Annotated in this window: 10 protein-coding genes, 1 tRNA gene and 1 pseudogene; 9 read left to right on the forward strand and 3 right to left on the reverse strand. The window is 63.0% G+C overall.

Translation table 11 applies throughout. From position 1 onward, the window contains the following. The first annotated feature begins 489 nt into the window (after nucleotides 1–489). Nucleotides 490–966 carry a carboxymuconolactone decarboxylase family protein gene (locus tag DIE22_RS36720; protein WP_124499620.1) on the forward strand — a complete coding sequence of 159 codons (477 nt, stop codon included), beginning with the start codon at nucleotides 490–492 and terminating at the stop codon, nucleotides 964–966. Beyond that, nucleotides 966–1,847, forward strand: a complete 882-nt coding sequence (locus DIE22_RS36725) for a sigma-70 family RNA polymerase sigma factor (protein ID WP_124607440.1) — start codon at nucleotides 966–968, stop codon at nucleotides 1,845–1,847. The genes DIE22_RS36720 and DIE22_RS36725 overlap by 1 nt, the downstream gene beginning before the upstream one ends. Nucleotides 1,848–2,075: 228 nt before the next feature. On the opposite strand, the gene DIE22_RS36730 is transcribed toward DIE22_RS36725, so the two are convergent. Next, nucleotides 2,076–2,152, reverse strand: a tRNA-Val gene (locus DIE22_RS36730). A gap of 569 nt (nucleotides 2,153–2,721) precedes the next feature. Between DIE22_RS36730 and DIE22_RS36735 the strand changes: the two genes are divergently transcribed. The 5 genes and pseudogenes from DIE22_RS36735 (at nucleotide 2,722) to DIE22_RS36755 (ending at nucleotide 6,807) form a co-directional block, all read left to right on the forward strand. Beyond that, entirely contained in the window at nucleotides 2,722–3,006 is a 285-nt protein-coding gene (locus tag DIE22_RS36735) for a hypothetical protein (protein WP_260426858.1), read from the forward strand. A gap of 179 nt (nucleotides 3,007–3,185) precedes the next feature. Continuing rightward, nucleotides 3,186–4,613, forward strand: a pseudogene (locus DIE22_RS36740) (type VI secretion system Vgr family protein); the annotation flags it as partial. Nucleotides 4,614–4,710: 97 nt separating this feature from the next. Further along, nucleotides 4,711–5,406 (forward strand): hypothetical protein, encoded by a 696-nt coding sequence (locus DIE22_RS36745; protein ID WP_260426859.1) that lies wholly within the window; start codon nucleotides 4,711–4,713, stop codon nucleotides 5,404–5,406. Next, nucleotides 5,403–6,479 (forward strand): Imm72 family immunity protein, encoded by a 1,077-nt coding sequence (locus tag DIE22_RS36750; protein WP_124607434.1) that lies wholly within the window; start codon nucleotides 5,403–5,405, stop codon nucleotides 6,477–6,479. The genes DIE22_RS36745 and DIE22_RS36750 overlap by 4 nt, the downstream gene beginning before the upstream one ends. A gap of 46 nt (nucleotides 6,480–6,525) precedes the next feature. After that, nucleotides 6,526–6,807, forward strand: a complete 282-nt coding sequence (locus DIE22_RS36755) for a hypothetical protein (protein ID WP_124607435.1) — start codon at nucleotides 6,526–6,528, stop codon at nucleotides 6,805–6,807. A 516-nt stretch (nucleotides 6,808–7,323) separates the two neighbouring features. Here DIE22_RS36755 and DIE22_RS36760 read toward each other — a convergent pair. Together DIE22_RS36760 and DIE22_RS36765 are read right to left on the reverse strand one after the other, a co-directional pair. After that, complete coding sequence (locus DIE22_RS36760; protein WP_124607436.1) at nucleotides 7,324–8,085, reverse strand: anti-sigma factor family protein; 762 nt, start codon at nucleotides 8,083–8,085, stop codon at nucleotides 7,324–7,326. Then, nucleotides 8,082–8,600: a sigma-70 family RNA polymerase sigma factor gene (locus DIE22_RS36765; RefSeq protein WP_124607437.1), complete on the reverse strand. Its 519-nt coding sequence runs from the start codon at nucleotides 8,598–8,600 to the stop codon at nucleotides 8,082–8,084. Before DIE22_RS36765 ends, DIE22_RS36760 begins: the two co-directional genes overlap by 4 nt. 157 nt (nucleotides 8,601–8,757) lie before the next feature. Here DIE22_RS36765 and DIE22_RS36770 point away from each other — a divergent pair, with 157 nt between their 5' ends. Next, on the forward strand, nucleotides 8,758–9,846 hold the full coding sequence (locus DIE22_RS36770) for a catalase family peroxidase (RefSeq protein WP_124607438.1): 1,089 nt from the start codon (nucleotides 8,758–8,760) through the stop codon (nucleotides 9,844–9,846). After that, a complete protein-coding gene (locus DIE22_RS36775) occupies nucleotides 9,846–10,376 on the forward strand; it encodes a cytochrome b (protein WP_185640774.1) in 531 nt (176 codons plus the stop codon). Before DIE22_RS36770 ends, DIE22_RS36775 begins: the two co-directional genes overlap by 1 nt. Nucleotides 10,377–10,846 lie beyond the last annotated feature (470 nt).

Genomic DNA, 10,846 nt, shown 5'->3' on the forward strand with positions numbered 1-10,846 from the left:
TGCTGCGTCGTCGGGCAGCCGGCGCGCGCGCCGGGCCGCTGATGCGGCGTCACTTCATCTGCCCATGCAGAACAGTATGGGCCAGAAATGTGAACGTCGCGAATCGGATTTCGGGTGAAACGAACGCGAAAGAAAAATGAAAGCATTCGCCATGCGCGGGCCGGCGGCGTGACGAACCGTCGATGCCCGTGATGACAGGGCTTGGCAGGTGAACGCAATGTGCATGCCTGCGCGTTCGCGCTGCCGACGCTTCGTGACAGCCGCGCGACGCCGATGAAAGGTCGATGGCGCGGGTTCTCCGGAGGAACGGCGCCATGCGGCCGATATCGGTCCCGATCCGGGCGCCGGTATCGCGGCTGTCCGCGCGATGGTCAGCGGCTCTGCCCTCCGCACGCTTCCCGGCGTTTGAAAAATTTTTTGCGCCGATGTCACATGCGCGGGGTGCTCGCTCGTCATATCACCGGAACCCACACGAAAGGAGAAGGAACCATGACTGCGAAACTCAATCCGTTTGCCGCCGCCCCCGCGCTGATGAAGAGCTGGATGACCATGTCGGTCGCCGCTGCCGGGAGCCTCGAGCCGACGCTGATCGAGCTGGTCAAGATCCGCGCGTCGCAGATCAACGCGTGCGCGAACTGCCTTAACATGCACACCGTCGAGGCGCGCGAGCAAGGCGAGACCGAGCAGCGCATCAACCTGCTGGCCGCGTGGCGCGAAGCGCCCTGCTACACCGACCGCGAACGCGCGGCGCTCGGCTGGACCGACGCGCTCACGCGGCTGTCGGAGGGCCACGGCGCGCACGAAGCCGCGTATGCGGCGCTGAACGACCACTTCAGCCAGGAGGAACAGGTGAAACTCACGCTGATGATCAACGTGATCAATGGCTGGAACCGGCTTGCCGTCGGCTTCGGGCTGTGGGTCGATCCGGCCGAAGCGAAGGCTGCGGCGGCGAAGATGGTGGCGTGATGACCCGCCACGATCCGGCCACGGGCAGTGCCGAAGACCGGGCCGACGCAGCGGCGAGCTTCGACCCGCTGCGTCGCACGCTGATCCGCGTCGCGTACCGGATGCTCGGTTCCGTCGCGGACGCCGAGGACATGGTGCAGGAGGCGTTCATCCGCTGGATGGACGTCGATCGCACCGAAGTACGCGTGCCCGAGGCGTTCCTGCGCCGCATGGTGATGCGCATGTGCCTCGACCAGCTGAAGTCCGCGCGGCACCAGCGCGAGACCTATATCGGCCCGTGGCTGCCCGAGCCGGTCGTCGAGGAAGATGAGCAGGAGGACGTCACGCTGCCGCTGATGCTCGCGCTCGAACGGCTGTCGCCGCTGGAGCGCGCGGCGTTCCTGCTGCACGACGTGTTCGGCCTCGAGTTCGACGAGATCGCGACGACGATCCAGCGCGACCCGGCCGCATGCCGGCAGCTCGCGGCACGCGCACGCACGCATGTGCGCGAGGCGCGGCCTCGGTTCCATGTCGAGAAGCAGCGCGGGATCGAGCTGGCCGAGGCGTTCTTCGCGGCGTCACGCAGCGGCGACATGCGCGCGCTCGGCGCAATGCTGGCCGAGGACGTGAGCCTGCATTCGGACGGCGGCGGCAAGCGCCCGGCCGCGGGCAAGCCGGTGTTCGGCTTCGAACAGGTGATGAAGGTGCACGAATACCTGGCCGAACTGTTCACCGCGCATGCGTCGAAGCTCGTGCGTGCGGGGTTCATCAACGGGTTGCCTGGGTTCGTCACGCTGGAAGCCGACGGCGAGCTGCAGACCACGGCGCTCGAGATCGACGACGGGAAGATCGTCGCGATCTATGTCGTGCGGAATCCTGACAAGTTGAAGCATCTGCATTGAGGGTGGCCGGTGGGCGCCTTGCGCCCGCGTTCCCTGCTCCGCGCCCTGCCTGGTCGATTGCCGGCTCTTTGCCGTGCGTGGCTCGCACGATGCGTCGCGCACCTGCATGCACAGTTTCGACCGCAAAAAGAAAAACGCCACGCGATGTTGCCGCGTGGCGTTCGTATGTTTGGCGAGCCGGATTGCCTGTAGGCAATTCGCGCTGCCGGACCCCTTCATTTTGTTCGTTGGTAGGCTCGATTGGATTCGAACCAACGACCCCCACCATGTCAAGGTGGTGCTCTAACCAACTGAGCTACGAGCCTAAGAAGCCGCGAATTATAGAGAGGGTTTTCGAGGAGCACAAGCCCCTTCGTGAAAATTTTTTTATCGGGGGCGTGAGCGCCAACGATCGATGTCGCCTAGCGATGCCGGGCGTGCTGGCGTCACCTCTTGGCATCACAGCAAAACGCGTCGATACGCAGTGAGGTTATCCACATTGCCCTCTGGATAACCGTTCGGCAAGCCTCTGGATTCACAGTGGAACGATTGAGGATATGTCGCCGCGGCCGTGAATCGACGAAAAGTTGTTCTGTGCTTCACAGAGATTTGCCTGTGCATTGCCGGTGGTTATGCATTCCGCTTCGTGTTGAAAATTCAGTACGTTACGGAGGTTATCCACTGTGAGGCCGCGGGCTTGTTAACTATCACTACGTATGTATACGAACTCTGTTAACACCTTTGGATAAGCACAGTCCGGCGACTGTGATCCGGGCGGGATATGCACTGCGCGCGGTGGACTGACAACCAAGTCGGCAGGCTGTGAGGCCTGCGGTCAATGTGCGAACGGTCGGGTCTGTAGAATCGCCGGCGCTTGTGTTCACCGGTCCAGGTGTTGAAGGACAACGCGGCGCGTTATCGCGTATCACAAAAGATCGCCTTCGGTGAACACACGGGCGAATGCCTGATCGACATGGCCGAAGGGCGACTGGTGAGCGTGACGATCCTGTTCGATACGATTCGCTTCCTCGACGCGAGCATCACGGAGTCGAAGATCGTTCGGTCGATCGCGAAGTCGTCGGGATTGGCTGTGGCAAGCGGGCGTCCCACAGAGGCGCGACTCGAGCCGTGTTCTTGGGGCGGAGTTTCGCTACGATCCCAGGCAAGGAGATTTGAGTGATGGGCGACTGCTTGTCGTTGTCACCGATACCAGTGTGAAGCACGGCACCGAATTCAAGATTCTCAACGATCCTGCCAACGATGATTAACAGTGAAGCCCTGATAAACCGGTAAAATCCCGCGCGATAGATAGTGTGAGAGACACCATCCGAGGGTGCTGAAATAAAAAAGGGCTGCATTATGAACATGCCGGACATCGGCACCTCGATTCGCGGTGGCTTGCTTCAGCAGAACCGTTTGCTCAAGCTGGATACGCCGCTTGGCGCCAACGCACTCACCGTACAGCGCGCGGTGGGCCGATCGAGGATCGGCCGAGACTATTCATTCACGCTCGACGTGATATCGGGCGACGACGGCTTCGAACTCAAGAAGCTGATCGCGCAGCCTGCGACGCTCTGGATTCGGCAGGCGGACAATTCCTACCGGCCCATCAGTGGGTACGTGTACGCCGCTCGTCGACTCGGCGCGAACGGCAGTCTGACGACCTATCAGTTGGAACTGCACGCATGGATGCATGTGCTCCGGTTTCGTCGGGACGAGAAGATCTGGATCGACAAGAACGCCGAGGACATCATTTCCGACGTGCTCGGCATGCATCCGGAAGCGCGCGGGCAGTTTCGCTTTGTCTTGTCGCAGCCTTTGCCGAACCGGTCGTTCACGCGACAGAATGAAACGGACTGGAACCTCGTGCACCGGTTGATGGAAGACGAGGGGCTCTACTGCGCGTGGCAGCAGGCCGACGACGGCAAGTCGCATACGCTATTGATTACCGACAACCTGCAGGCGTTCGCACCGCTGTCACCCGAAACCGTGCGTTTCTATCACGGTGGCGCGGCTGGTGAAGCCGACGCGTTCACGCAATGGTCGGGCACGCGCACGCTGCAGAGCGTGACCCTGGCGACACGTACGTTCGATTACAAGAATCCGGCGCAGGCGGCAAACCCAAAGGGTACGTCGCTGCCGACCATGGGCGGCCAGGGCGCATTGCCCGACCAGCTCGAGGTGTACGAGTACACGGGCGGTTATACGTATCTGGACCAGTCGCGTGGCGACCACCTGTCGAAGATCCGGATGGAGGGATGGGAGTCGCAGGCGAAGCGCTTCCTCGGGGCGGGTGGCGTGCGGGGCATTGATGCGGGGCGGCGTTTCACGCTTGCCGATCATCCTGAGCACGATCGCGATTCCGCCGAGCAGCGCGAGTTTGCCGCGATCGAAGTCGCATGGTGGATTGAGAACAACCTGCCGGTGCCCGGCACCGAATCCGATTTCCCGCATAGCCTGGCGCGCGCGCTGGACCGGACACGCGCTCGATACGAAAACACGCCTGGGCTGCAGGTATCGCACGACGACGGCTCGGTCGGCTTCTATCTCGTCGAGGTCGAGGCGCAGCGCGTGAGCGTGCCGTATCGCAGCCCGTTTGAACACGAGAAGCCGAAGATGCATCTCGAGACGGCGATCGTCGTCGGGCCCCAGGGTGAAGAGGTTTATACCGACGAGCTGAAGCGGATTCGCGTGCAGTTCGTATGGGACCGCCTTAACCCTGGCAACGAGAACGCGTCGTGCTGGGTGCGCGTCGTGCAGTCGGATACCGTCGGCGGAATGCCTGGCTGACGAAGGTAAGGTCGAAGCGTGGCTCAAGGCGAAATACGGCCCGAAAATTGCCGAGGGATGGCCGGACATTCTTGCCAAGATAGGCAAGATGCCAATGTTCGGCAAAGACAAGGTCTTTACCGATGTCGCATCGTTCAGCGGCGAGATCAAGGCACTGACGGCAAAGGAGCTCGCGGGCAAGAAGGTGTTTCGCGTGTTTGGCAACCCGTCCGAACTGGCGATATACCCGGGTGGTAGCTCGGCGGGCGGCAGAAGCCCCGCGTTCTGGGGATTCGGCGAGCCGCCGAAGACCGCGGAGGAGTGGCGCAGGCTTTGTGCGGTGCTGGATGCGTGGAACGGCAACGGGTTCATCGTGGTCATGCAGTTGCCGCACGATTTCGGTGAGCGGATGCCGACAGCCAATGCGTGGGCTGGCAAGATTGCCGAGCAGTATGGCTCGGTGACGCCCGTTCAGTATCTTGAAGGCGGCGCCGATCAATTGGTCGTCGACTTCGGCAAACTGTCGGAATATGTGACCGCAGAAGGAAACAAGATCAAGAAGGAATTCGAGAATTTCGCCGGGCACGCGAATCTGCACGTCGAGAGGGAGTTCGACGGCGTCAAGATCGAGTTCCACAAGACGAACTGGGAGAATGTCGAGAAGGTCTACGGCTACAGCAAGTACGAGGACGACATCCACTACTCGACGGATACGCGTCGGCTGGCGAGTGACGAAATCCAGACCAAGGCGACCAACAGCAAAGTGACCGCAGCGACACGATCGGCAGCGAATTACGAAGGTCAGCGATGACGAATACGATCAAGCAATACGACATGACGGATGACACGACGCGGCGCAGGATTTTCTGGCTGCTTCAACGGCTGACCAGCTTTTCGCTCTGGAAGCGCAAGCGCGATGCCTTTGTGATCTTCGCGAACGAGTATGAAAATGCGGTGAAGACTTGGCCGGAAGACGATCCGGAGCGCGTACACGCAGACCATTTGCCGACCATCTTCGAAATACTCGCTTCTTACGATCGAGGATTGACGGAGCTGGCCCGGGGGTATCGATTCGTGTGGCAGCGTGGCGAGCCGCTGGAGTACGCGATTGATCGGTACGACTATTTGAACGCGTATTTCTTCCCGCATCAGGATTACTGGGAGCGCGGTGCGCAGATGGCTGCCTACCCGCCGAAGATCGATGCGCTGGCCCAACTGCTGCACGCATCGGAATACCAGATGGAGAATGCTCCGTTAGAGCCGTCGAGTTTGAACAACGACCTAGCACAACTGCGCTCGGTAGGGCTGCTGCTGTCCCCGGGTGCATACGAGAACACCTTCTACACGCTCCCGTATCCGGTGTTTCCGGAGAACCTGCCCGAGGTTCCGGAGGCCGTCGGGCCGGTGATCAAGTCCGGCGACAAGGTGCCTTGCGACGGTATCTGGGAACCCGTTGCCGTTGAGCAATCGAAGTTGCTGGGTGTCGTGCCGGTCGGCAATCGCAGTTTGCGCGGCAATGGCTGCTTCAACTATTTGATCCGCGACATCCGCGCGCCCAACCTCAGGGATGACGAGACGAGAACGGCCGTCAAGACGCACTGGCGACTGTTGTGGGAAGACAAGCGATACGTGGACGGCGTCATCCCCGACGAATCGCAGTATTTCCTCGAGCCGCCGCAAGCGCCGCGGCCGAACCAGGAAACCGTCGCGCAGGTTCGCACCGGCGATCGCTGCCCGGTTACCGGTGAATGGCAGACGGACGAATACGGTGGCAAGACGCTGCGCGTCGAAGCCGGGGCGGCCATGCCGGACATGCTGGTCAGGGACAACTTGGGCGAGCTCAAGGTGCACTGGGTGACGTGGCGTCTGGTGAGGCGTGCGTAGCGCGGCAGCGGAAGGACAGGCGGATGGCCCGCCTCGGGAGATGGGCATGAGCAGATTGAATTTCGGCACGGTGGACCGCTGTTCCGTCAAATTCAATACCGCGACGCTTCTTGGCCTGCAGGCGGCCTACGAGAACTTCTCGACGACCGATCAGGATCCGCGCAATTTCGAGATCGGCATCACGGACGAACGTGAGGCACGTGGGGCTCCGATGGACGAGCACGACGTCATCAGCGTCACGTTCGTTGCAAGGATGCTACCCGGCATGCGCGGGCTCGGCAATGCAAGCCCTCTCGGAACGTCGGTCAAGTACGTGGTCTCCCCGTAAACCGGCGAGATTCTCGGGATTTACCTGACCAAGTGACGTCCGTGCCGGCGTAGCGCTTGATCGTCACGTGTGGATAACCGGCACGCAAAACGATCCGAAACGCTGTGCAACCCACCGGTGAGCATCGACCCGAAGCGCCCACGCGGATGTTGACAACCCGAGCGCAGCCGAATCAAAACCCTGTGCATTGGCTCGGTGAAGCCGGTGTGGATATCGCCGCCCAAAGCCACTCAAAATGCTGTGCGCCTCAAAGGTGAGGGATTCGACGAGCGGTGGCATGCTGAGTCGTTGCGGCTGATGTGGATATCCTGCGCTGAAACGACGCCAAACCCTGTGACATCGGAGCCGAAAAGGATGCGCCCATTGGCGAACGCCTCGTGACGAGATTCGCGGTGTGGATAACCACCCCGAAAGCGAATCCAAATGCTGTGGGCCCGAATGGTGGGCGTGAGCGCTTTCGGGCTAGTTGAGCCGGACCCCAGGCAACGGCCGCCAACGCGGCGCGCATTGTACCGATCAAATCTGCTGATCGAGCGCCCGCGCGACTGCCTGTTCACCAAGACTATCGGCCGGCCCGACCACCGCGAAGTTAATCCCGTTCACCGACCCATACCGCGCCAGCAACGCGCCATCCACGCGTTGCCCGGCCGGCAGCAGCCGATGTGCCGATTCCGCTGGCCGGAGATAGAAGCTCAGCGTCCGCCCGGCATTGTCCTCATAGAGCACCATCGCAGCCGTGGCCCCGCTGTCGGTCGTGAACAGCCGCCCGCCGACCGGCCTGAACCCCGCCGCACTCAAATCCGGCAGCTTCGCCGACGCGCCGACGCGCCGAGTGAGCCACCCCTGCAAATCCCCCGCACTCGTCGGCCGGAAATCCACCTTCGCCGTCTGATCGACCACCATCATCCGGTAAGCCTCGACCGCATCGCTCATCGGCGCGATGGGCGGCGGCGCGTTCCACCCGCGCGCCTGCCACCCGCCGAACGTTCCGAGCCCGATACAGAACACGAACGAAGCGGCCATCGCGAACCGCATCCGCGAGCGCTCCGCACGCCGCGCGCGAATCGCCGCCGGATCGAGCTCGGGATTCTCCCCCGGCATCCGCACGCTCTCCAGCGCGGCGCGCAACCGCTGCGCATCCTGCTGCCATTGCTTCACCTGTTCCGCACTTTCCGGATGCAGCGCGAGGTATCGCTCGACCGCGGCGCGCGCATCGTCGTCGAGCTGGCCGTCGACATAGGCCTGGAGATCGTGTTCGTCGGGGCGGAGGGTGTTCATTTCATCAAGCGGAGAGAAGGAGCGGGAAGCTCGCCGTCGCTGAGCTGGCGCAGCGCCTGGCGCGCGCGGGAAAGTCGCGACATCACGGTGCCAATCGGCACGTCGAGCAGGTCGGCGACTTCCTGATACGTGAAGCCTTCGACCGCGACGAGCAGCAGCAGGCTGCGCTGCTCGTCGGACAGGCGGCCGAACGCTTCGAGCGTCGCGCGCGCGGCGACCTCGCGTTCGGCGGAAGGCCAGTGCGGCTCGTCGTCGGTGCGGATCCGGCCGAGCAGCCACGCGTAGCGCTTCGCGCTGCGTTTGCCGTCGAGAAACTGCCGGTAAAGGATCGTGAAGAGCCAGCTGCGCAGCGATGCGTCGTCGCGGCGGCTGGTCCAGCGCGACAGCGCGCGCTCGAGCGTCGACTGGACGAGATCGTCGGCCGCATGGACGTCGCGCGCCAGCCAGAGCGCGAAACGTCGCAGCCTGGGGATGAGTTCGCGCAACGCGTCGTCGTCGGGGGCGTTTGGGGGCATGGCCTGGGCGCTAGCCGATAAGCATGGAGATGCCACGTAGGACGCCGGTCGGCGCCGCTTATTCCGTCAGCATAGGAAAAATTTCTTCATGGAATAAAGCGGCGCGGGCGGCGTCCTACGCCTGTTCGACAATGATCTGACGATCGGGAGTGCATCCATGAAGCAATCTTCCTCTTCTTCGCCGCCGCGCGAACCCGGGCGCGGGTGGTGGCGCTGGGCCGTGATCGGCGGCGCGGTGGCCGGCGTGGCCGTAACGTTCGGGTATGTCGGCGGCTGGCTCGCGCCGGCGCGTCTGACCCCGCACCGGCTCGTCGACGCGCTGCAGACGGCCGGCGGTGAGCATCCGGGTTTCCGGCGCAATCACGCGAAGGGCGTGTGCGTGACCGGCTACTTCGAGGGCAACGGCGCCGCGAGCGCGTATTCGGTCGCGCCGTTCTTCAAGGCGGTGCGCACGCCGGTGGTCGGGCGGTTCGCGCTGCCGGGCGGGAATCCGTATGCGCCCGACAGCAGCGTGCCGATCCGCAGCCTCGCGCTGAAGCTCACCGCGCCGGACGGCCAGCAATGGCGGACCGGGATGAACGCGATGCCCGTGTTTCCGGTGGCGACGCCGAAGGCGTTCTACGCGCAGTTGCTGGCGACCCGGCCGGATCCGGCGACGGGCAAGCCCGATCCGGTGAAGGTGAAGGCGTTTTTCGGCGCGCATCCGGAGACGGCCGCGTTCCGCGCATGGGTGAAGGGTGCGAAGCCGAGCGCGAGCTACGTCACCGAAAGCTATTACGGGCTGAACGCGTTCTACTTCGTCGACGCGTCGGGCAAGCGCCAGGCGGTGAGGTGGCGGGTCGTGCCGGAGCAGACGGCCGGCGCCGGCGACGTCGCCACGGCCGCGGATCCGAACGTGTTGCAGCAGGACCTGACGCGGCGCATCGCGGACGGTGCGCAGAAGTGGAAGCTGCTGGTCACGTTGGCCGAGCCCGGAGATCAGGTGGACGACGCGACGAAGACCTGGCCCGCGCAGCGGACGACGATCGACGCGGGGACGCTCGTGCTCGATCGCGTGGAGCCGCAGGACAGCGGGCCGTGCCGGGACGTGAATTACGACCCGACGGTGTTGCCGCAGGGGATTCAGGTGTCGGGGGATCCGTTGCTGGCGGCGCGGTCGGCGGCTTATGCGGATTCGTATCTGCGCAGGACGAGTGAAGAGGCCGGCGTGGCCGGCGCGGCGCGATTGAGTGCGGAGGGACGGTGATGAAGGCGACTACGACGTTTGGCTTGCCGGCGAGGGTGCTGCATTGGGTGATGGCCGCGATGATCGTCGCGATGCTGTTTATCGGGGTGGGGATGGTGGCGTCGGTTTCCGGGCGGCACGATGTTCTGGTGGCCTTGCACAAGCCGCTGGGAGTTGCCGTGCTGGTGCTGGTGTGTGTGCGGATCGTGGTGCGGTTCGTGTCGAAGCCGCCGGCGTTGCCCGAGGATCTGCCTGGGTGGCAGAAGGTTGCCGCGCATGGGTCGCATCTGGTGCTGTATGCACTGATGCTGGCGATGCCGCTGATCGGGTGGGCGATGCTGTCGGCCGGCGGATATCCGGTGACCTTGGGCGGCGGCGTGCAGTTGCCGGCGCTGGTTTCGGCGGATCCGGTGACGTTTGCCTGGCTCCGGGTCGCGCACCGGGTGCTGGCTTACTTGTTCTTCGCTACGTTCCTCGCGCACTTTGCGGCTGCGCTGTATCACGGGTTGATCCGTCGGGACGGGGTGGTGAGGGCGATGGTGGGGCGGTGAGCGACGGAGGGTTGCGTTCGATGCGGCGGGGCTGTTCCCGGGATACCGAGGTCTGGCCTGCCGTATCGCTTATATATGAGCAATGGCGTGGCTTAACGGGTCCCTGGCGCCGCATGTCAAAATAATTTCACAAAAGGGGTTGCGGAGTCCGAGACAGGTGCTTAGAATCACGCCTCTTTCGCGCTAACGGAAACGCAGCGCGGGGGAAAGAAGGGAAGCGGGTGCGGTTGATGGCAAGTTGTAGAGCCCCAGCGCACACGGATTTAAACCGCAGTCGTCGCAACGAAGTAGTTAAAAAAGTTGTTGACGAGTTTTAAAAAACGGTTAATAATCTCGCTTCTCTGCTGCTGAAAACGCAGCGCTGCTGAGAAACTTCAGGTTTCTCGCAGAAATGCTCTTTAAAAATTAACAGCCGATAAGTGTGGGCGCTTGATGGCCGCGAGCTGATCTTCGGATCAGATAGCGAAAGT

The organism is Burkholderia sp. Bp9142 (assembly GCF_003853415.1).
Taxonomy (GTDB): domain Bacteria; phylum Pseudomonadota; class Gammaproteobacteria; order Burkholderiales; family Burkholderiaceae; genus Burkholderia.

What these genes read in the sequence shown, in the direction of transcription:
- DIE22_RS36720 (WP_124499620.1), top strand. Translation starts at nt 490, where the DNA reads ATGACTGCGAAACTCAATCCGTTTGCCGCCGCCCCCGCGCTGATGAAG.
- DIE22_RS36725 (WP_124607440.1), top strand. Translation starts at nt 966, where the DNA reads ATGACCCGCCACGATCCGGCCACGGGCAGTGCCGAAGACCGGGCCGAC.
- DIE22_RS36745 (WP_260426859.1), top strand. Translation starts at nt 4,711, where the DNA reads ATGTTCGGCAAAGACAAGGTCTTTACCGATGTCGCATCGTTCAGCGGC.
- DIE22_RS36750 (WP_124607434.1), top strand. Translation starts at nt 5,403, where the DNA reads ATGACGAATACGATCAAGCAATACGACATGACGGATGACACGACGCGG.
- DIE22_RS36755 (WP_124607435.1), top strand. Translation starts at nt 6,526, where the DNA reads ATGAGCAGATTGAATTTCGGCACGGTGGACCGCTGTTCCGTCAAATTC.
- DIE22_RS36760 (WP_124607436.1), bottom strand. Translation starts at nt 8,085, where the DNA reads ATGAACACCCTCCGCCCCGACGAACACGATCTCCAGGCCTATGTCGAC.
- DIE22_RS36765 (WP_124607437.1), bottom strand. Translation starts at nt 8,600, where the DNA reads ATGCCCCCAAACGCCCCCGACGACGACGCGTTGCGCGAACTCATCCCC.
- DIE22_RS36770 (WP_124607438.1), top strand. Translation starts at nt 8,758, where the DNA reads ATGAAGCAATCTTCCTCTTCTTCGCCGCCGCGCGAACCCGGGCGCGGG.
- DIE22_RS36775 (WP_185640774.1), top strand. Translation starts at nt 9,846, where the DNA reads ATGAAGGCGACTACGACGTTTGGCTTGCCGGCGAGGGTGCTGCATTGG.